Annotated in this window: 18 protein-coding genes and 2 tRNA genes; 13 read left to right on the forward strand and 7 right to left on the reverse strand. The window is 43.8% G+C overall.

The genetic code is table 11. The features are described 5' to 3' along the window. Positions 1–121 precede the first annotated feature (121 nt). The 3 genes from NG22_RS13610 to NG22_RS13620 all read left to right on the forward strand — a co-directional run bounded on the left by NG22_RS13610 (position 122) and on the right by NG22_RS13620 (position 2,243). On the forward strand, positions 122–1,975 hold the full coding sequence (locus NG22_RS13610; RefSeq protein ID WP_216597630.1) for a long-chain fatty acid--CoA ligase: 1,854 nt from the start codon (positions 122–124) through the stop codon (positions 1,973–1,975). 113 nt (positions 1,976–2,088) lie between these two features. Then, a tRNA-Arg gene (locus tag NG22_RS13615) sits at positions 2,089–2,165 on the forward strand. Between the two features lie 4 nt (positions 2,166–2,169). Further along, positions 2,170–2,243, forward strand: a tRNA-Arg gene (locus tag NG22_RS13620). 73 nt (positions 2,244–2,316) lie between these two features. Here the strand turns inward: NG22_RS13620 and recF are convergent. Continuing rightward, the gene (gene recF / locus NG22_RS13625; protein WP_053406229.1) at positions 2,317–3,426 is read right to left on the reverse strand and encodes a DNA replication/repair protein RecF; all 1,110 of its coding nucleotides are present in this window, start codon (positions 3,424–3,426) and stop codon (positions 2,317–2,319) included. A gap of 115 nt (positions 3,427–3,541) precedes the next feature. On the opposite strand from recF, the gene pdhA reads away from it, so the two are divergent. The 6 genes from pdhA to feoB all read left to right on the forward strand — a co-directional run bounded on the left by pdhA (position 3,542) and on the right by feoB (position 10,757). Beyond that, positions 3,542–4,570 (forward strand): pyruvate dehydrogenase (acetyl-transferring) E1 component subunit alpha, encoded by a 1,029-nt coding sequence (gene pdhA, locus NG22_RS13630; protein ID WP_053406230.1) that lies wholly within the window; start codon positions 3,542–3,544, stop codon positions 4,568–4,570. Positions 4,571–4,637: 67 nt separating this feature from the next. Next, complete coding sequence (locus tag NG22_RS13635; RefSeq protein WP_053406231.1) at positions 4,638–5,354, forward strand: tol-pal system YbgF family protein; 717 nt, start codon at positions 4,638–4,640, stop codon at positions 5,352–5,354. A 985-nt stretch (positions 5,355–6,339) separates the two neighbouring features. Then, positions 6,340–6,816 carry a 6,7-dimethyl-8-ribityllumazine synthase gene (ribH, locus tag NG22_RS13645; RefSeq protein ID WP_053406233.1) on the forward strand — a complete coding sequence of 159 codons (477 nt, stop codon included), beginning with the start codon at positions 6,340–6,342 and terminating at the stop codon, positions 6,814–6,816. 90 nt (positions 6,817–6,906) lie between these two features. Further along, entirely contained in the window at positions 6,907–8,223 is a 1,317-nt protein-coding gene (locus NG22_RS13650; RefSeq protein ID WP_053406234.1) for an aspartate kinase, read from the forward strand. A 196-nt stretch (positions 8,224–8,419) separates the two neighbouring features. After that, positions 8,420–8,644: a FeoA family protein gene (locus tag NG22_RS13655; RefSeq protein ID WP_053406235.1), complete on the forward strand. Its 225-nt coding sequence runs from the start codon at positions 8,420–8,422 to the stop codon at positions 8,642–8,644. A 4-nt stretch (positions 8,645–8,648) separates the two neighbouring features. Further along, positions 8,649–10,757: a ferrous iron transport protein B gene (gene feoB / locus NG22_RS13660; protein ID WP_082305142.1), complete on the forward strand. Its 2,109-nt coding sequence runs from the start codon at positions 8,649–8,651 to the stop codon at positions 10,755–10,757. Between the two features lie 198 nt (positions 10,758–10,955). Here the strand turns inward: feoB and NG22_RS13665 are convergent, their stop codons facing one another. From NG22_RS13665 to NG22_RS13675, 3 genes are all read right to left on the reverse strand, one after another. Then, entirely contained in the window at positions 10,956–11,354 is a 399-nt protein-coding gene (locus NG22_RS13665; RefSeq protein ID WP_053406236.1) for a type II toxin-antitoxin system HigA family antitoxin, read from the reverse strand. Between the two features lie 145 nt (positions 11,355–11,499). Continuing rightward, a complete protein-coding gene (locus NG22_RS13670; protein WP_053406237.1) occupies positions 11,500–11,829 on the reverse strand; it encodes a type II toxin-antitoxin system HigB family toxin in 330 nt (109 codons plus the stop codon). A 141-nt stretch (positions 11,830–11,970) separates the two neighbouring features. Then, a complete protein-coding gene (locus NG22_RS13675) occupies positions 11,971–12,300 on the reverse strand; it encodes a helix-turn-helix domain-containing protein (protein ID WP_053406238.1) in 330 nt (109 codons plus the stop codon). A gap of 355 nt (positions 12,301–12,655) precedes the next feature. Here NG22_RS13675 and NG22_RS13680 point away from each other — a divergent pair, with 355 nt between their 5' ends. From NG22_RS13680 to NG22_RS13695, 4 genes are all read left to right on the forward strand, one after another. Then, positions 12,656–13,162, forward strand: a complete 507-nt coding sequence (locus NG22_RS13680) for a lactoylglutathione lyase family protein (RefSeq protein ID WP_053406239.1) — start codon at positions 12,656–12,658, stop codon at positions 13,160–13,162. 371 nt (positions 13,163–13,533) lie between these two features. Further along, positions 13,534–15,276 (forward strand): L-dopachrome tautomerase-related protein, encoded by a 1,743-nt coding sequence (locus tag NG22_RS17670; protein ID WP_082305084.1) that lies wholly within the window; start codon positions 13,534–13,536, stop codon positions 15,274–15,276. Between the two features lie 92 nt (positions 15,277–15,368). Then, a complete protein-coding gene (gene sigZ / locus NG22_RS13690; protein ID WP_053406969.1) occupies positions 15,369–15,956 on the forward strand; it encodes an RNA polymerase sigma factor SigZ in 588 nt (195 codons plus the stop codon). 96 nt (positions 15,957–16,052) lie between these two features. After that, positions 16,053–16,460: a hypothetical protein gene (locus NG22_RS13695; RefSeq protein WP_053406240.1), complete on the forward strand. Its 408-nt coding sequence runs from the start codon at positions 16,053–16,055 to the stop codon at positions 16,458–16,460. A gap of 293 nt (positions 16,461–16,753) precedes the next feature. Here the strand turns inward: NG22_RS13695 and NG22_RS13700 are convergent, their stop codons facing one another. From NG22_RS13700 to NG22_RS13710, 3 genes are read right to left on the reverse strand one after another with little or no spacing between them, the layout of a single operon-like run. Beyond that, positions 16,754–18,106, reverse strand: coding sequence for an alginate export family protein (locus tag NG22_RS13700; protein WP_053406241.1), 1,353 nt, complete (start codon positions 18,104–18,106; stop codon positions 16,754–16,756). A 21-nt stretch (positions 18,107–18,127) separates the two neighbouring features. Next, positions 18,128–18,907: a cytochrome c biogenesis protein CcsA gene (gene ccsA, locus NG22_RS13705; RefSeq protein ID WP_053406242.1), complete on the reverse strand. Its 780-nt coding sequence runs from the start codon at positions 18,905–18,907 to the stop codon at positions 18,128–18,130. A 2-nt stretch (positions 18,908–18,909) separates the two neighbouring features. Beyond that, positions 18,910–20,178: a cytochrome c biogenesis protein ResB gene (locus NG22_RS13710; protein WP_053406243.1), complete on the reverse strand. Its 1,269-nt coding sequence runs from the start codon at positions 20,176–20,178 to the stop codon at positions 18,910–18,912. Between the last annotated feature and the right edge of the window lie 155 nt (positions 20,179–20,333).

Genomic DNA, 20,333 nt, shown 5'->3' on the forward strand with positions numbered 1-20,333 from the left:
CTTTTCTTTATTTAAATACTAATGTAAAAAAAACATACAATATTTCATTTATTTCCTTCGTTGACCGAAATTCAAATTTTCGTTTTATTGGTAAAAAGTCGACGATTTGACCCTATCCCCCATGGATAAAAACAGTCTATTGGATCTTTTCGAGAAAGCCGTACATGCATTCGGACCACAACCGCTTTTCTGGCAATGGCAGGAGGGAGTTTTCAGCCCCATTACCTATCAGGAAACCAGTCAGCATGTGCATGGCTATGCCAATGGATGGAAAAACTCCGGATTAAACCGTGGAGAGAAAGTGGCCCTTTGGCTCGACTCCTCCCCGCTGTGGGTCATTACGGAAATCAGCATTTGGTATGCCGGGGGAGTGGCGGTACCCATGAATCTCAAAACGGAAATCAATACCCTGATTTGGCAAATCAAACATGCGGAATGTCAGCATCTGGTTTTGGAAGAACATCTGGTGGAACAAATACTGCCCCACCTGCCTGCTTTGCCTGAAAATTTACATTTGTGGTATAACCGCAAAAATCAGCGCTTCGAACACCCGCAAATAACACCCCTACAGGAGTTATTAGATTTTGGCGATCAGGTGCCCCTTATCCCGACTACGGACCTGGCGGCCATCATCTTTACTTCGGGTACCAGCGCAGACCCCAGGGCTGTTTTACTTAGCCATGAGAATCTGCGAACCAATGTGCTTCAAATCAAAAAAAGAATCCCTATTCCCCCTGAGGCACGCACTTTCATGCTGCTTCCGCTGGATCATGCCTTTGCGCATACCGTAGGTTTGTATAGCGTCATCATTCAGGGAGGAAGCATTGGCTTTCCTCCACAGGGAAAATCCATGATGGAAATTCTCCGGATGATTCCCGAAATCCTGCAGTCCTTCCAGCCCGACTTCCTGCTCCTGGTTCCGGCCCTGATTAAAAGTCTTCGCTTATATGTAGAAAGAGCGGTTCGCTCACTAGGAGAGGAAGTAGAAAAAGATTACCGCAATGCTTTGGCCCTGGCTTATCAAAAAGCCAGAAGCGGAGATGAATTAGGATATGTAAAACGACTGAGTGCCTTTTTCATGACACACGCCGTCCTCAATAAGCTCAAAGATAAACTATTCCCTAACCTAAAATTTATGGTAACCGGGGGAGCCTATTTGGATCGCAATGTCATTTTCTATTTCAATGCCCTCGGGCTTCCAGTTTATCAGGGTTATGGACTTACCGAAGCCAGCCCGGTAGTTTCTACCAATAATGAACAATATCAAAAAGTAGGTTCCGTAGGCATGCCGCTTTCCATGATAGAAGTGGAAATTCGGGATGAAAAGGGAGAGCGATTACCCCTGGAAAAAACAGGAGAGATTGTGGTAAAAGGCACAAATGTGACCAGAGGGTATTTCAAAAATACGGAAGCTACCAACCTCCTGATCAGAGACAAATGGCTACATACCGGAGACATTGGTAAAATTGACAGCGAGGGTTACCTCTATGTCCTGGGGCGCATCAAAAGCCTGCTAATTTCCTCTGATGGAGAGAAATTTCCTCCGGAAATGGTGGAGGCCGATATCGAAGAATTTTGCAGCTGTATTGATGCCGTTTGCCTGTACAATAACCAATCACCCTATACCCTGGCTTTAGTAGTTCCAAATGTGGCCAACATTCGAAAAAAAGCCCTGGAAAAACATATTGGAAATAAAGAACTCATTCCTTTTACACTCAAAACCATCGAAGAAGAGTTAATCAATTTCAGAAAGGCGACTGCCTTTGAAGCCAAATGGCCCCCCAACAGATTCCGCCTGATGATGGAGCCCATGAGTATTCAAAATCGCTTCCTGAATCATAACTACAAAATGATCCGACCACGGGTACATGATTTTTATGCAGCAGAAATTGAAGAAATTTTCAGAAAAAAAGATCGAAATACCAATGATCCCATAAATTTGGAACGCGCAAGCAACCTGCACGTTAGCCATTAATATGGGGGGCACAAAGAAAATAAATCTCGTAAAATTAGCTAAAATGGGGCGCTAAGGTTTGTTTTTTACCAAAGCCTTCCTACATTTGCATCCGCTTAAGCATTGAAGGAAACGGTCGCGTAGCTCAACTGGATAGAGCATCTGCCTTCTAAGCAGACGGTTCGGGGTTCGAGTCCCTGCGCGATCACCACAATGGTCTAGTAGCTCAACTGGATAGAGCACCTGCCTTCTAAGCAGGCGGTTCGGGGTTCGAGTCCCTGCTGGATCACGATGCTTAAGCAAAAGCCCATTCTTTCGAATGGGCTTTTTTATTGCCTAAATATTTTTCTAAAACGGTTAGGTTATTCCTTATTCTGTATTCCTCCCTTTTCAATTTCAAAGATTTTCACCTCTTCGTCAATCTCCTTTACCAAGCCTTTGGTTCGCTCCGGGCGGGCATCTGTAATGAAAATTTGGCCGAATTTATGCCCTGCCACCATTTTCAACAGGTGCTGCATGCGCTGATCATCCAACTTATCGAAAATATCGTCCAGCAACAAAATAGGCTTAAACCCTTTCTGCTGATGAATTAAATCAAAATGACTCAACTTCAATGCCACTACGAAGGACTTTTGCTGGCCCTGTGAACCAAATCGCTTCACCGGATGGCCGCCAATCAAAAATCGGAAATCATCCCGATGCACCCCCATAGTTGTTCTTCCCAAGACGACATCTTTTTCCGTCGCCTGCTCAAACTTCTCCTTAAAATCTTCCTTCAGTACCTCCGTCCGGTAACGCAAACTCACTTCTTCCCGTCCACCAGACAAGGCCTGATAATGCGCCTGAAACAAAGGTTCAAACTGATCCAAAAAAGAAATGCGCGCGCGGGCGATCTTTTCCGCACGATCTAATAGGGGAATATTATAGGTTTCCAATAGATCCTGATCTGCCGGCATATGATTTTTCTGCCACTGACGCAGCAGCGCATTCCGCTGCTTCAACAATCCATTGTATTCCATCAGCCATTGCAGATAATTACGATCGGTCTGACAAATAATCGCATCAAAAAAACGCCTCCGCTCTTCACTTCCTTCCCGAATCAAATCCGTATCATGGGGCGCCATCATCACCACCGGAAAACGCCCTACATGATCCGATAGGCGCTCATAAGGCACCTGATCGCATCTCAACACCTTTTTGGCCCCTTGTTGCAAAGCGCACAATACCTGATGCTGCCGGTCTTCATTCCTGAATTCTCCCCGAATACTGAAAAAAGGCTCCTGATGACGAATACTTTGCTGATCCTGTCCCGGAAAAGCGGATTTCGCCAACGATAAATAGTGAATAGCATCGAGCAGATTGGTTTTTCCGCTACCATTTTCTCCAACCAAACAATTAATCTGAGGTGAAAACTGCATATTCAGCTCTTCATAATTCTTGAAATTCAGCAGTTGGATATTAAAAAGAAACATAAAGGAATGTATTGATTGCAGCGACTTTTTATTATTTTCGCCCACTACAAACCTATTAACTACAATTGTTTTCTGCAAATCAAGCTTAAGACAACAATAAAACCATATAACAATTATGTCAAACCAAACTGCAAACACTGGATCTGCGGCTACTGAGGAGCGTTTCTCCAAAGAAACCTATATGTGGTGGTATGAAAACATGCTACACATGAGACGCTTTGAAGAAATGAGTGGTCGTGTGTATGGTCAGCAGAAAATCAGTGGATTCTGCCACTTGTATATTGGTCAGGAAGCCTGTGCAGCAGGTGCTGTTTCCGCACTAAAAAAAGGGGATAAATACATTACCGCTTATCGTGATCACGCTCATCCTATTGCCTTAGGATCTGACCCAAAGCGTATCATGGCTGAGCTTTACGGTAAAGCCACCGGCCTTTCTAAAGGTAAAGGTGGATCTATGCACATCTTCGATGTGGAGAATGGCTTCTACGGTGGCCACGGTATCGTAGGTGGACAAATTCCATTGGGCGTCGGTTTGGCTTTCGCCGAACAATACAAGGGAACTGATAACCTTTGTATCGCTTATATGGGAGATGGTGCGGCACGTCAGGGTGCGGTACACGAGGCGTTCAACATGGCCATGACCATGAAATTGCCCATCATCTTCGTGATTGAGAACAATGGTTACGCCATGGGTACTTCCGTACAACGTACTTCTAACGTAATCGAACTTTATAAATTAGGAGAATCTTACGATATGCCATCCCATCCGGTAGACGGCATGAGCGTGGAAGAGGTTCATATTGCTTGTGAGGAAGCTGCCGAGCATATCCGTGCAGGAAAAGGCCCTGTATTGCTAGAGTTCCGCACTTACCGCTACAAAGGCCACTCCATGTCTGACCCAGCTAAATACCGTACCAAAGAGGAGGTAGAGAGCTACAAGCAAAAAGACCCTGTTCAGCAGGTAAAAGCCACTATCCTTGAAAAAGGTTATGCAACTGAAGAGGAATTAAAAGAAATGGATAACAGAATCAAAGAGTCTGTAAAAGAATGTGTAAAATTTGCGGAGGAGTCTCCACTTCCGGACCCAAAAGAAATTTTCACAGACGTTTACGCTCAGGAAGACTATCCATTCGTTAGAGAATAATCGGTGAGGGCCGCTATTTTAATATCAATAAAAATTGATTATTATTGCACCCTAAAAATTTTTTCAAATGGCAAAGAATAAGAAAAAACAAGAAGAAGCTGAAAAGTATACAGGTCAGGAGTTATTGGAAAATCCAGAAGCGATTGCTGACCGCCTGAGTAAATCAGAAGAGTTTTTAGAAAAAAACAAGGTAGCCGTAATTGGTGGATCCGTAGCTTTGATCGTGGCGGTAGGATTGTTTTTCTTTTACCAGAGCTTCATTTCCGGCAAAGATAAAACTGCACAGGCAGAAATGTTTCAGGCGCAGTACTACTTTGAGCAAGACAGCCTTAACCTGGCTTTAACGGGAGATGGAAACAGCTATGGTTTTCTTAAAATTGCCGACGAATATGGCAGCACTCCTGCAGGTAAATTGGCAAACTATTACACAGGTGTGATTTACTTGCGTCAGGGTGAGTTTGATAAGGCCATCAACACTTTGAAAGGCTTCAGCCCTTCAGACCAGTTGATTCAGGCAAAAACTTATGCCTTGATTGGTGATGGCTATATGGAAAAGAAAAGCTATGGGGATGCACTTTCTTACTATCAGAAAGCGGCCAACTACAAAGCCAACAAATTCTTTTCTCCGATTTACCTGAAAAAAGCAGCTTTAGCGGCTGAATTGAAAGGTGACTTGAAAACGGCAAAGTCAAGCCTGGAGACTATCGTAAATGACTACTCAGATGCTAACGAGTATCAGGAAGCTCGCAAGCAACTAGCGCGCGTGAACGGAATGATCAACTAAGATTAGCCAAAAAAATACAAAAGGGATTAGCCAAAAGCTGATCCCTTTTTTTATTGCCCTATATCGAATTATTCACCGCTAAATTCATCAATTCCCCTAAAGTGGCATATTTTCAGTTCGATAAGATGGTGTTTATTGATTTATTAATAACCCAAATTTGCGCAGGCTAGCTTTCTCCTCATTCACCTGTTCCCTTGGAAAAACAGTTGAAATTGGTAACTATTCCTTGATTTTCCCCACCCGGCAGCCAATCGAGGATTTCACCCGAATCATTCACCGCCACATTTATTATCTGAGTGCAAGTAATTTATTTGCAGTTCATTACAATTTAATTTCTTTGATTTATAATAGCCCCAATTTGGGCAGGCTTGCTTTTTTCTCATTCACCTGTTCCCTTGGAAAACAGTTGAAATTGGTAACTATTCCTTGATTTTCCCCACCCAGCAGCCAAACGAAGATTTAAGCAATAAGAATTCAGCTTAAGTTGAAAAAAGATCGCTCCTGATCGTTCATCCCTTTACAAAAGGCCGGTATCTAGCTACTAATTAAACAATTTGCAACCTTTCTCCGCTCAACAGGCAATCTGAAGCCACCGCCGCCCCCTGCGGACACCCTTACTGACCGAAAAATTGGCAACTACTAAACACCAAAACGAAAAGAGCATTTATCGCTTTCCCGTTTTAGTCAAAACATGAATATGAGAATGGAAAACAATCAATTTTACATCAGCCTGAATTAGAGAGGAGTTAAATCCCATTTCCCATAAATCCACCAATAGTTTCAAACCTCAATCCCAAAAATTAATTGTACTTTTGAGCGTCAGTTAAAACCGATGTTTTATAAATCTAACAGTTGTTATAATAATAAAACCCATCCGAGGTGTTTATTCCATTTTATAACAATTTGTTAGAATCGATTTACATAAAAGCGGGAAAATAATTGACCACGATTCTTTTTATTCATCTAAATTTGAACTGTAATACATATGGCAACTGCACTAAAAAATCTGAGCGAATATTCTGATAAAAACTTATCTGACGTAAGTGGCAAGACTTTCGCAATTGTAGTGTCGGAATGGAATGAGGAAGTAACGGAAGCCCTTTATAAGGGTGCCAAAGAAACACTTTTAGTCAATGGGGTTTCTGAAAAGAATATCATCCGAAAGAATGTTCCGGGAAGTTACGAATTATCCTTAGGCGCACAGTGGATGGCCCAACGTGCTGATGTGGATGCGGTCATCTGCCTGGGATGCGTGATTCAGGGTGAAACCAAACATTTTGACTTCATCAATCAGGCCGTAGCGATTGGTATTACAGAAGTGAATTTGAAATTCAATAAACCCGTAATTTTCGGTGTGCTTACCCCAGATACGCAGGAACAGGCGTTGGACAGAGCCGGCGGGAAACATGGAAATAAAGGAGACGAGGCAGCGATCACAGCAATTAAAATGCTGGGATTCTAAATACAGCTTCGGGCAGGGAGAACTCCTTGCCCGTTTTTAGTTCACTGCCTCTTGAAACTTGAGTAAAAAACGATAAATATTATACAGGTCATGCAGGTATACAAGTTTGGAGGCACTTCGGTAGGAAGACCGGAGCGTATGCATCGCGTAGCAGAATTAATTCAGGCAGATTCAGAACGTAAAATCGTGGTATTGTCCGCTCTTTCGGGCACTACTAACGCCTTAGTGGCAATTGGAGATGCGTTAACAGCCAAAAACAATGATTTGGCCCGCCAATTAATTGAAGAGCTTTACGAGCACTATTTGGCATTCTATCCCAAATTAGTAATCGGCGATAATGCATTGGCCAAGGCAAAACAAATCATTGATGAACACTTTAGCTTCATCCGCACTTTGCCCGGACACTTCTTCAACAAGCGCCTGAATAAGGAATTATTGGCACAAGGCGAGTTAATGTCCACCAAGCTATTCACCACTTACCTGCACGAACAAGGCGTAAAAGCACAATTGCTGCCGGCATTGGATTTTATGCTAGTAAACGAAGACCATGAGCCGGACCTGGACTTCACTTCCAGAGAACTGTCCGCCTTGGTGGAAGCTGCTGAAGGCACTCAACTTTTTATCACCCAGGGCTATATTTGTCGTGACCACGAAGGCGAGGTTTCCAACCTTAGCCGTGGGGGATCTGACTATACCGCTACTTTGATCGGCGCTGCCATTCAGGCATCAGAAACGCAGATCTGGACGGACATTGATGGCATGCACAACAATGACCCTAGAGTAGTAGAAAATACTTTTCCAATTCCGGAATTAAGCTTTGATGAAGCTTCCGAATTGGCCTATTTCGGTGCAAAAATCCTGCACCCGACGTCCATTATCCCTGCACAGCGTTACAATGTTCCGGTACGATTGAAGAATACCATGGAGCCAAAAGCACCGGGTACTTTGATCAGTCAGCATTTTTCGGCAACCGGAGCTGTAAAAGCAGTTGCTGCAAAAGATGGTATTACCGCTATAAAAATCCGTTCCAATCGAATGGTACTGGCTTATGGATTTATCCGTCAGATCTTCGAGGTGTTTGAAAAATATAAAACACCAATCGATATGATCACTACTTCTGAGGTAGCGGTCTCATTAACCATTGATAATGATGAACAACTTCCTCAGATCCTGGAAACCTTAGAGAAATTCGGTCAGGTGCAGGTGGACCGCAATCAGTCCATCGTTTGTGTAGTGGGAGACTTCGGTGAGGAAAAAGTGGGTATTGCGACCAAAGTACTGGATGCTATGGAAGAAGTGCCAATCCGAATGATTTCCTATGGAGGTTCAGATTACAACATTTCCCTTTTAGTGGGAAGTGAGAACAAAGAGAAGTCACTTTGTCGTCTGAATGAATTCCTTTTCTAAGCAATTATAAAGCAATCATTAATAGAAAGCTGTCTCTCCCAGAGGCAGCTTTTTTTATGCCCTCCAATAAATAGCCGGGACGACAACTAATTATCTCATATCCTGTTCTATATTTTAATTCTCCAACATCGTTTTGTTAAGGAAAAAATACTAATTTGCGTTTAGATCAGTTCTAAATTAGTTTCGTATAAAAATCATGAACATTGCAGATTTGAAAATTGGACAAAAGGGAATCGTCACAGGATTTTCTGACGAGGAACTATCCCTTCGCCTATTGGATATGGGCTGTTTACCCGGGGAAGAAATTACCCTGAGTTGTATTGCGCCTTTAGGTGATCCAATTGCCATTGATGTAGCAGGCTCCCGCGTTTCTTTGCGTAAAAAAGAAGCCTCCACCGTCATGATTGAAAAAATATCGTAAATCTGTGCGTGAAAATATTTTAAAGGTTGCCCTTATTGGTAACCCCAACGCCGGTAAGACCTCCATTTTTAACTTACTTACAGGTCTTAATCAAAAAGTAGGAAACTTTCCCGGTGTTACGGTCGACAAAAAATCCGGCCCCTGCAATAAGATTAAATCGCGCAAAGTTCAAATCGTAGACTTTCCCGGTACTTACAGTATTTATCCCCGTTCTGCTGATGAACGGGTATTTTTTACAGAAGTCACCAATCCGGAATCAGATAATTTCCCGGATATGGCGGTTGTCGTGGTGGATGCGGCTCACCTGAAGCGTAATCTTTTGCTTTTCTCCCAAATCAAAGATATGGGCGTGCCGGCTATTATAGCCATGACCATGCTGGACGTATTGCCGGAGAAAGACCAATTAGATCTTGAGCTATTAGCTCAAAAATTAGACAGTCCTATTATTCCGGTGAACGGTAGAAATGGAGAGGGAATGGAGGAATTAATCGCTGAAATCGAGCGATTCGAATATCATATCCCAGAGCCTTTCCTTCCGATGGAATCCTATGTGCATGATGATTTATTCTATCGGGCAACGGCTGCCTTCCCTGATGAGCACCCCTACCGGGTATATCAAATGATGCAGCAGACCGATACCTATGCGGGTATCGGCCCGGAGGACATTGATATCATTGATGAGATCAAGGAAAACTCCTCTTTTAAAAGTCACCAATTGCAGGCACAGGAAACCATAAACCGTTACCGCCTGCTGGATGATATCCTAAGAGAAGTAAAACCTCATAACAAAAAAATTGAGGAAAACCTTCGCGTCTCTTCCCAACTGGACAAAATACTTACCCACCCACTGTGGGGATATTTTATTTTCATTGGAATCTTATTCTTCATGTTCCAGGCCATTTATTCCTGGGCCAGTATTCCAATGGATTTCATAGATGAACAATTCGGAGCATTGGGGGAATGGATCAGTGCTACTCTTCCGGACGGAGCATTGAATTCGCTCATCAGCGAAGGAATCATTCCGGGGATTGGCGGAATCGTCATTTTCGTTCCTCAAATTGCCATTCTTTTTGCCTTCATCGCACTTCTGGAAGAAACCGGCTATATGGCCCGTGCCGTATTCCTCACCGACCGGATCATGCGGGTATTTGGCCTGAATGGAAAAAGTATAGTGCCACTGATTTCAGGAGTAGCTTGTGCAATTCCGGCGGTAATGGCTGCCCGGAATATCGAAAACTGGAAAGAGCGCCTTATCACCATTTTGGTAGCACCACTGATCAGCTGTTCGGCTCGTCTGCCGGTTTACACCATTCTGATTGCCTTGGTGATTCCGGACGAATCCATTGGCTTCTTTAACCTTCAGGGTTTGGTGTTGATGGGCTTGTATGTACTGGGGTTTGTCCTGGCGCTGGGAATTGCTTTGATTATGCATAAGATCATAAATTCACCTCAACGCCCATTCCTGATCATGGAATTGCCTTCTTTCAGAATGCCCAGATGGAAAAACGTGGGACTAACGATTTATGAAAAATCCAAAACCTTCGTATTCTCCGCAGGTAAAATTATTTTCATCATTTCCATCGTATTATGGGTATTGGCAAGCTATGGCCCCGGAAGTGAAATTGCACAAGCAGAAAGCATCGTCACGGAACAATATCAGGGGGATAATCAGGAAGAGCTGGAAAACCTGATTGCTTCTTATAAGCTGGAGCATTCCTTCGCCGGATATTTGGGAAAAGCCATTGAGCCGGTGATCGAACCGCTTGGATATGACTGGAAAATCGGGATCGCCCTGATCACTTCCTTTGCTGCCAGAGAAGTATTTGTAGGATCCATGGCCACCATTTACAGTGTGGGAACAGATGCCGAAAACACCAAAACGGTGAAAGACCGACTCGCCACGGAGATTAACCCCAAAACCGGATTACCGGTCTTTAATCTGGCCAGTGGAATTTCCCTGATGATATTCTACGCCATTGCCATGCAGTGCATGAGTACACTGGCTATTGTGAAAAGAGAAACTAAAAGCTGGAAGTGGCCGATGGTCCAACTGGCCTACCTGACCGGTCTGGCTTATGTTTCAGCCCTGATAGCCTATCAAACATTGATATAATTTTTCTTTAAAAATACTAAAAAGGCGAACCTCCATGGTTCGCCTTTTTATTGCATTTTTTCCAACGAAGAAAATGAATGAGGAGAAAGCAAGCTATCCCAATTGGGCTTAGTTAAAAATCAGGATTCCCACCACAACACACTACAAAACAAGCCCCTGAGAGCCTTACCAATTAAGCCCGAGGGCGTGCAATTCGACTTAGCTTGATTTCAACACCTCCTGATTGAGCAGTTCATAAGGGCGGTTAAAAGCCTCCTGCCTTAGTTTAAAGTGATCCGCCAACCTGCGGATACTTTCTTTAGAAAGCCCCTTCTGAAGGTTAAGTACTTTTGAGACGGTGCTTTTTTGCACCCCCATGATCTCCCCCAACTGACTTTGATTCAAGCTATGACTAGCCATTAATTCCCTTAATAGTGCAATAGGGGAGAGCTCATTAAAAGAGGAATGCTCCTCATCATACTTTTCGATCAGAAAAGTAAGTAACTCTATCTCGTCTTCCAATTCAGGATTCTCCAAGGCCAACAAGGCCTCCAGCTGTTCGCAATAGTCTTCATACTGCTCCCGATCCTTGATAATCTTATACTTTAAAGCTTCCATTCCTTTGTCTGTTAAAAACCTTTTAAACTACTCTTCCGACCACGAATTCACATTTTATGGGGGTTATTTACAATATTTGCGATACCACAGCTCACTAATTATTCAAAAGCATAGCTACTGTTCCCATTATAATAAAAATCAGGACCTAAAATTCACTAATGGAATATTGTAAACCTCGCTTACAGATTTTATCGTATTCTGCATGCGTCCCGATCCATTTTACAAAGAGGTGCACCTTGCGGCCGAACAAATATTTGCAGATCATCCGATGGGAATTACCACCAATATTGAAAATAACCCGATCTGAACCCTTCCCTAAAATATCTACAGAATTAAAGGTGCATAATATATCCTGAGGCTGGTACCAGTCTGCATAACGAATAGCCATTAACCATGCCTCAAAAGCGGCCTTACTAGATGCATTGGAACGCATATAATCCTCCACCGTCTGCCTCTTTATCAAATGAACTCTCATTATCAGTACTTTAAACTTACAAAATAAGTTTCACAAAAGGAAACCACTCCCAAAATTAAGGTTGTTTTACCCCTTTAACTGATGAAAACCTTACAAGACTCACAATAAATCAATTATTTTAACATAAAGTACCACGATACATTACACCTGTTCAGCAAGCAAAACCTCACGTCCCCATTGATCTAGTTGTTCCAAAATGGGCAACAAAGATTTTCCTCGCATACTTAACATATACTCCACTTTCGGAGGCACGACAGGATACATCTTACGGACCACCAAACCATCCGCTTCCAACTCCCGGATGGACTGGGTAAACATTTTATTGGTGATCCCTTTCACCTGCCTTTGAAGTACCCCGGAACGCTCTGCGCCTTCGCGCAGATGAAACAGGATTAAGGGCTTCCATTTACTACCGATCACCTCCATGGTCTCTGCCAATGGACATACTCCACAACTTTTTTCTGCTTCCATTTAAAAAAAATTATTACCCTAAGAACTATTCCGCTCAATTACTACTTTTTTGTAAGTATACTACTTTTTCGTAGATACTTGACCATCTAACATTTACCTGCAAAATTTGCACCCATTAATCCTAATAATGTATGTTGAAATCCTCCTTTAGCTGTAAGGCTGGAAAAATGAAGATATAATTTTCTATTTCGAGATGTTTCCAACAAAGCAGTTGAATGAAGAGAAAGTAAACTACCCTAATTGGGACTATTAAATGAACCACCCAAATCAAACTGGAAATCAAGCCCTTAACGCTTCCACCTAACTACAGCGGTGAATCATTCGGGTTAAGGCCCACAAATTTAAAAGGTGAAAAATGGAAAATAAAACTTATCCAAGAGCATTCTCCCACATCGGCATTACCGTGCCTGATTTAGATCAGGCGATTAAGTTCTATACTGAAGTCATGGGCTGGTATTTATTAATGGGACCCGAAACGGTGAAAGAAGAAAATGAATCCGCTATCGGGATCATGTGTATCGACGTATTTGGAGAGGGTTGGGAAACTTTCCGCATTGCCCATTTATCCACTTCAGATGGGGTAGGCTTCGAGATGTTCGAATTCCCTAATCAACCCAAAACCAGAGGTATTTTCAACCCTTACCAATCCGGCGTATTCCACTTCTGTGTACAGGACCCGGATGTGGAAGGACTAACAGAAAAAATTGTTGCCGCAGGTGGGAAGCAAAGAATGCCCGTTCGGTATTACTACCCGAATGAGAAACCTTACCGTATGGTTTATGTGGAAGACCCTTTCGGAAATATCTTTGAAATTTACAGCCACAGTTATGAGTTACACTACTCCAGCGGGGCGTATAAATAATACTTACCGGGAGGGATGCATGCTGTTTGCATCCCTCTTGAATTTTGTTTAATTTTTTTAAGCCGGATTATTCATGCTTAAATCCTCGTTTAGCGGTAAGGCGGAAAAAATGAAGGAATTTTTCCTATTTCAAATTTTTTCCAACGAAACCGATGAATGAGGAGAAAGCAAGCTTGCCCAAATTTGGGCTATTATAATTCAAAGAAAATAAGTTTTAAAGACCTTAAAATAAATTGTTTACGCTTAGTTGATGAATTTAGCGGGCAATAATTCGGGTTAAAATAGTTGATTAGTATCACGGCACACTTTCAATTCCACTCCAGTCCGATTGCTAATCAGACCAACACCCTTCCACCCAATCTATCCTCAAAATGAAAATACTAAACCAACTCCTGATCGCGGCATTCTTAATGTCCGCTTGGGCTTGTGAGCACCCCAAAAAAGAAAAAATCACAAAAGATGACCGCCCGCTGAGTCTGATCGCCAGCTCTTCCAGACAATGGACCGGCATCACCATCAGTCCCGAGGGCCGAATGTTCGTGAATTTCCCCCGCTGGTCCGATGATGTACCTGTGTCAGTAGCGGAAATTATTGACGGTAAGGTAGTGCCTTTTCCCAATGAAGCATGGAATACCTTCAATGGCCAAAATGAAGAAGAACACTTCTCCACAGTGCAGTCCGTCGTGGTGGACGACCGCAATTTCCTATGGGTACTGGATCCGGCGAATCCCCAATTTCAGGGCGTATTGGAAGGCGGTCCCCGTCTGCATCTCTTTAATCTGGATCGGGATGAATTTGTAAAGACCATTCCTTTCTCTGGGACGACCTGGAGTCAAAACTCCTATTTCAACGACCTTCGTATCGATACTAAAGCAGGCATGGTATACATCACCGATTCCGGAGCGGGAGGGTTAGTCATCCTGAATTTGAATACCGGCGTCTCCCGAAAAGTTTTGGCCGACCATCCCTCCACGCAGGCTGAAACGGATTATCTGGTTTTTGAAAATGGTCTTTGGAAAAATCAGGTGCATTCCGACGGCATCGCCCTCTCCCCTGATAAAAAATACCTATACTATGCCGCTTTAACTGCTCACAGTCTGTATAGAATACCAACAGCAGCTTTGCAAAACCCTACCTTCAATGATGAAGACCTTGCCCATCGCGTAGAGCGAGTAGCCTCTATTGCAGCGCCTGATGGGATGCTGTTCGATGATGCCGGAAACCTGTTCATGGCAGATCTGGAAAATGAGGCTGTGGCGGTTTATAGTGAAGAACGTTATTTCCGCTTTCTGAAAGATCCAAAAATCCGTTGGGCCGATACCTTTGCCAAAGACCCCGAAGGCAACATTTACTTCACTACCTCTCAAATCAATTATGCCCCCTCAGATCGGAAAGATTATGAAATTTACCGCATCAATATCCAACCAAAACTCCCGGTCAATAAGGGAAAAATCCTGATTGCACTGACCAGTCATGCTGAAATGGGTCAGGGGGGAGAGCCCACTGGCTATTTCCTGTCGGAAGTTTCACATGCCTATTATACCTTCCTGGAAAATGGCTATGAGGTGGTTTTCGTTAGTCCGAATGGGGGAGAGGCACCGCTTACCGGCATGGATACCACGGATATGCAAAACAGGAATTTTCTCAAAGATGAGGCTGCTCAAAAGCTGGTCAGGAACAGCATTAAGGCTTCGGATATTAATCCAAAAGATTATCGCGCTATCTATTATGCCGGAGGCCACGGGACAATGTGGGATTTCCCGACAGATGAAAATTTGGCGACGATTTCGCAAGTCATTTATGAAGATGGCGGTGTGGTGGGCGCAGTTTGCCACGGACCTTCGGGCTTATTGCCCATCAAGCTATCCAATGGAGAATACCTAATCAAAGGCAAAAAGGTCAATGGCTTTTCTAATGAGGAAGAAACGGCCATGAAGCTGGAAAAAAAGGTTCCCTTGCTTTTGGAAGATGCCCTGATTGAAAGAGGAGCTATCTTTTCCAAAGGTCCGATGTGGGGCGACTATTCCGTAGCGGATCAGCGGGTGATCTCCGGGCAAAATCCCGCCTCTGCACACAGTGTGGCTCAAAAGATGGTCGACTGGCTGGCCCAATAACAATATAGGAAAGCCGTGGCAGTAGCTGCGGCTTTTTTTATGCATTATTTTTGCGTCCTTTTCAGAGAGAATCGTCTATCAAAGAAAAAGGCATGACGGAGCATATCTGGAACAATTTCAAGGATCAATTAGGTGGCTTTATTCATAAGCGTGTCAATGACTATGAAACCGCTGAGGACATTTTGCAGGATGTTTTTGTGAAAATTCACCTGAAGTCCGATAGCCTCAAAGATCAGGATCAGCTTTCCAGCTGGCTTTACCAAATTACCCGGAACACCATTATTGATCATTACCGTAAAAAACAGTTGGTCGATTATCAGGAAACCTATGACGTTCCCGATTTAGAGGAAGCGCAAAATCTCAATGGAGACTTTCTTCCCTGCCTGCTACCTTTTATTAATCAATTGCCGGAAAAATATCGCCACGCGCTGGAGAAATCGGCACAAGGTACCCTCAATCAAAAGCAATTGGCCGAAGAACTTAACCTCAGTTACTCCGCTGCCAAATCCAGAGTACAACGCGGACGACAAAAATTAAAAGCGCTATTCCAGCAATGTTGTGGAGCAGAAACAGATCGTTACGGCAATATCCACGATTACCAGCCCAAATGCAACTGCCGCAAAAACTGTGAAGCCGGGGCAAGCCATTGTACCTGCGCCATCACGCAGCGCAACAGTTAATCGATTTGAAAAATTTTTGCGTCTTTTTAAAAGTGGTCCGTCTTAGAGGGTGAAATAATTTTAACACCTAAACATTTAAAAAGATGAGTAATTCAAATGCTTGTTGCACACCGGAAACTAACTGTTGCGAACCTCAAAACAACAAGAACTGTCAGTGTAAGTGTGAAAACGGAAAATGCGAATGCCAGTGTGGAGATCAAAAGTGTGAGTGTGTCTGCAATGAGGATAGAACTTGTACCTGCACCTGCGCAGATGGAAGCTCCTGTACCTGTGATTGCTAAAGTAATCAACAGACCAACTGCTGTACTACCGAAGCCTGCTGTTAACATTATCAAAATGAAATCAGGGTACTTCCTTTTTAGGGGGCTGCTACCGCAAGCGTTCACATCGGGCTGGCGTGGCTCGCGCTTTTTCCGAGCCGCTACGCTGTCAGGCTGGAAAAAGGAGCTTAACCCGGATTTTTCATGCTTAAATCCTCGTTTAGCTGTAAGGCGGAAAAAATGAAGGAATAGTTTCCTATTTCGAGTTTTTTCCAACGAAACAGATGAATGAGGAGAAAGCAAGCTTGCCCAAATTTGGGCTATTATAAACTAAAGAAAAAATTATAATAAACTGAATTAAAGCTACTTAAGCTTAGCTGATGAATTTAGCGGTGAATAATTCGGGTTTAACAGGCCCACTTCATCCCTGCCCCGATTGAAAAACCGAAAGTCCGTTTTTAGCAATCCCAAAACCGCTAAAAACAAAACAGGCCTTCCCAATCGGAAGGCCTGTCTTTCATCTCCTGAATTGATGAATTACTTAAACGTTGTCGCAAAAATCGTAGGATTAATATTCACACTCAACCAGGCCCAGTTCTGACCATTGGAAGAATTTCCTGTTGGATAGAGCAATTCCATTTGCTCACCGGCAAACATCTGAGAGAATCCACCCACCAAAGTAACGTCTTTCGCCACTTTATAAGCAAAGGATAGATCCAGTTCCGTTCCCAAATAAGTACTTTCAGAACCTCCCTGCTCGTTCTTGATAGAAGCAGCGCTGTTGAAATGGTGTAAAGTACCGGTAATCGCCAATTTAGGATTCACCTTATAAGTCGTTCCGATATTTTTATCGAACAGACCTACACTTCTACCATGGTTACCTACATAGAAGTAGTCCATGAAACCATAGAATTTGTGGTGAGTACCATAAAGCGGATCGAAAGATTTATTTCCCTCTACAGGAACAACTCTTTGCTCACCAGTAGCAATTCCGTTGTCATCTACTATATCAACCACTTCTTCATCGTTACCGGAAACGTAATCCAATCCACCAGTGAAGGTCCAGGCAGATCCTTGTGCGTTATACGCTACTTTAACAGCGGCAAGGTTTGCGTTTACATTCTCCACACCGTTGTTATTCCCAAACTGATGGTAGTAAGTTGCGTATACCATCCAGCCATTATTTTTGTAGGTCCAGTTCGTACCTACTGTCTGCAGATTGTTCAAACCTGAAACAGGACCATCAGCGTCCATCTTCTGAAAGCCTAAATTCATGAACAATGCCGTTGCTGACAGTTGCTCGGAGAATTTATAGCTGGTCCACAAATACTGCATGCTTTTGTAAGGCTGGCCGCTTGGCGTGTATAAGTTATCAAACTTATTTTCACCATTCTGGCTGTAAGCCAAACCCAAATGCGCCTGAAAATCGTTCAGTTCCACTTTAGTCAGGAACATATCATGCCAACGGCCCGCTACATGCCAGTCCAAAGTTCCCAAAATACGATCATCATCATAGGCTGCCTGCTGACGACCAATTTTAAAAGCCACCGTATTAGAAACGGCATATTCAGCCCACGCCTCATTCAGCATGAAGGAACCTTCCATCTCTGTTTGTGGAGTCGCCCCCCAAACAGAAACATTCTGACCCGACATTCCGACTTTCAACTTACCGCTTGCATCGGTATAGTAGGCACTTAATCGTGCACGGTTATTAATAAAAAATGCAGGATCTGCGCCTTCTGGCTTTAATCCATGTGATCCATTGCGGAATTCCGCACGTGGACGAATCTGAGCTTTCAGTTCAAATTTTGATTCGCCCTCTTCTTGCGCATAAGCAGGGGCTGACCACAATGCAGCCAGCATGCCTAATAGTATGTAATAGTTTTTCATAGGTTGATTTTACCCAAAAATTTACGACGTATATGTATGTACACTGCTCGCCGCAGATGGTAAATAGTTAATACCAAACCAGCAGATCAGTAGTACAATAAATGCAATAGCTAGCGTCCACAATGCTGCAGACTCTTTTTTAGGGTGAAAATGGCGATAGTGGATGTAAATCATATAAGCCAGCCACGTAATGAAAGCCCAGGTTTCCTTCGGATCCCAGGTCCAGTAATGGCCCCAGGCCTCTTTGGCCCATAGGGCTCCAAATAACAGTCCCAAAGTCAAAAATGCCGTTCCCACATACACCAAATGATCACCCATTTTCAACAAACTCAAACTCTTCTTTGGCTGAATCAGTCCCTGAATCGCCACCACCGAGGAAGCGGAAAGAATCGCATAAGCGAAAAGGTATACAATCACATGGGGAACGAACCATACCGAACGCAGTGCCGGCATCAAAGCCTTATTCATGGCCTCAGGATTCATTACATTAATGCTGATAAACATCACCGACATCCCACAGGCATAAGCCAGCAGCCAGAAATATTTCCAGCGACGGTAGCCTAACAAACCAATAAGCGGAATGAATAGCGAATACCAAAGACGGGTCTCGCCCAATGTTCTCATCGGTGGACGGTCCAGATGCATCCACATGGCAGCGATAAAACCACCAAAAAGCAGAATCCCCAAGAAGAACAAGACATTCACCACCTTGTCATCCCATTTTTTAAATGCTCCGAAAGTTCCGGTTGTCCACAGTGCTCCACTGATCATACCGATATATGGAAAAATTGCCCAGCTCATCCTTATGCTTGTTTTGATGGTTCTACTTTATCTTTATTCAGAGTGAACAGATAAACCGCTCCGGCGATCATCATAAATACCCCTATGTACACGACCCACAACCATGGATCTCTCACCAACTCCACCACTGACAGATTGGACCACTTGCCTTTCTCGGCATCATAGCTCAATTGGTAAATTTTCCAGTCACCCACCTTTATCGGATGGTTCACCTCAATCAGTGCTTCCTCGGAAGTTTCCTCTTCCGGACGGAAGATTTTCACCTCCGAAGCATATCGCTTAGGATCCGGCGGTGCCATGGCTAAAGTGTGCGTGCTGTCCAACATTAACCATGCAGGAGAAGCCGCAAAGCTACCTGCACTTACCCAGCCTTCCACTTTCTCGCCATTCGGCTTGGTCACCTCAGCGTATACGGTAGCGGCCGCACCAATTTGATTCACTTCCTCATAGCGGGCATTTGAGGCATCCGCCACATAGGCGGCAGCAGGCATCAATCGCTTCACCTGAATATCAAAACCCATCATATTGCCGGCGGTAGAATCATTTTCTACCGTGAGGAAATACTGTGCAGCAGCATCATAAATCTGTCCGGTCTTCGGGTGCACCATCATCAGTTTCGGATCGTATTCCTCCATGATAAACGCTTTCAACTCCAAAGCCAGATCCAATTCATAAATCTGCCCTTTGGCATCGTAGGCTCTCCATTCCGGCTGTCCGGTGTATAAATCCATCGACAGTCGCTGCACATCATAAGCGCCAAATCCGGCCGCCCACAGGGCAATCCACAAACCGGCATGGTTCGCAAAGAAACCCCAGTTTTTATTCCGCCATGGGAAGCAACGCTTCATGGTAGCAAAACCAAGAGAAACTAACAGGAAGAAATAAGATAAAATGAAAGGGTAGGAGGAGGTCATCTGATTCCAGCCCAAATCCATGATCCAGTGCGGATCCAAATGTGCTTGTTGTGGCGTAAGCGCCATGATCACGGACAACAGTCCGAAGAAAGATAAGCTCACAATGGCCACTGGTACTCCGGCCAGCCATTTCACCCAGGCTTTTTTTCTATTGAAAAAGTACAGTAAAACGATGGCAGCAACCAGGACTGATCCCGCAATGATATTGGCCGGCCACATCATGGCCACATCGGGAAATGGCCCATTCATAAATTGAAGTGCGGCCCCAATCAACCACAAGCCCGCAACCGTCACCCATGCTTCCGCATATCCCAGAGCGCCTGTCCAAAGCTTTCTTTTCTGCTTCTTATTTTCCATCTTCTTAGCAATAGATTTTCTTAATTCCTGACAATTCGCAGATCAAAACATGATCATTGATGGTGTTTTGCGCAAAAAACGGGAGAATGAACTCCTCCCGTCTTTACTTTGCCTCTTAAGCTCAGCAATTCAAAGATTGCTCCAATATGCTTGCC

The organism is Persicobacter sp. CCB-QB2 (assembly GCF_001274635.1).
Classification (GTDB): Bacteria; Bacteroidota; Bacteroidia; order Cytophagales; family Cyclobacteriaceae; genus Persicobacter; species Persicobacter diffluens.